Below are 504 nucleotides of genomic sequence, written 5' to 3'. Positions count from 1 at the left end.
GGGGAAGAAGGGGTGGCCGGCGGCGTGCCGCTGCTTCCTGGGGTGGTGCTGGGTGGCGTCCCGGAGCCGGAGCCGGAGCCGGAGCCGCTGCCGACGTTGATGGCCAGCTTCATGCCGCCGGCGCAGTGGCCGCTGATGGTGCAGATGTAGTAGTGCATGCCGGCGGCGGCGAGGTCGAGGGTGGCTGGGCTGGTGCTGGTCGAGCTGATCGAGTTGCTTGCGACGGCGCAGTTGTCGTAATCGTTCTTGTTCACCTCCGTCACCGTGTGCGCCCCAACGAAGCTGAACACGAGCTTGTCTCCAACCGCGAAGGTTTGGCCACTTGCCCAAGTATCGTAGTTCTGGCCAAGCGTCCACCCGGAGCTACCACCCACGGTGAGCGTCGCCGCGGAGGCCGCGGCGGCGCAGCCGACGACGACGAGCAGCTTGATCAGAACGGAAGAAGACGCCATGGCCGGCCGGTGAGCTAGTGTTCGTCCAAGTGGAATAATGCCGGAGACGAAG

1 protein-coding gene is annotated in these 504 nt (G+C 65.9%); it reads right to left on the bottom strand.

Annotated features, from left to right (window positions below; translation table 11 throughout):
• On the bottom strand, nt 1–504 hold a 504-nt coding region (locus tag NK662_RS24870), incomplete at both ends, for a phytocyanin family protein (RefSeq protein WP_254761394.1).

The organism is Ectobacillus ponti, assembly GCF_024294785.1.
Taxonomy (GTDB): domain Bacteria; phylum Bacillota; class Bacilli; order Bacillales; family Bacillaceae_G; genus Ectobacillus; species Ectobacillus ponti.
The sequence above is the reverse complement of the archived record's forward strand: the minus strand, read 5'-3'. Positions and strand labels throughout refer to the sequence as shown.